1 pseudogene is annotated in these 251 nt (G+C 64.5%); it reads right to left on the reverse strand.

The features are described from left to right. Positions 1 to 18: 18 nt before the first annotated feature. Positions 19 to 251 (reverse strand): annotated as a pseudogene (locus tag QC283_RS39415) (IS630 family transposase); the annotation flags it as partial.

Here is a 251-nt window from a genome sequence, read left to right on the forward strand (position 1 = left end):
TGATCCGCCGGACAGGCCCTAGTGACCTGAGTCAGAGATTCGTCGGCAGTAGGCGGCGACTTTGTCGAGGATCTCGTCGGCGGTCTTCGTCCAGACGAAGGGCCTGGGGTGTTCGTTCCAGTCGGCGAGCCAGGACCTGATGTCGCGTTCGAGGGCCTGGACGGAGCGGTGGACGCCGCGCTTGAGTTTCTTCTGTGTCAGCTCGGCGAACCACCGCTCGACCAGGTTCAGCCAGGACGCGCTGGTTGGCG

The sequence above is a fragment of the Streptomyces sp. DH41 genome (assembly GCF_029813785.1).
Classification (GTDB): Bacteria; Actinomycetota; Actinomycetes; order Streptomycetales; family Streptomycetaceae; genus Streptomyces.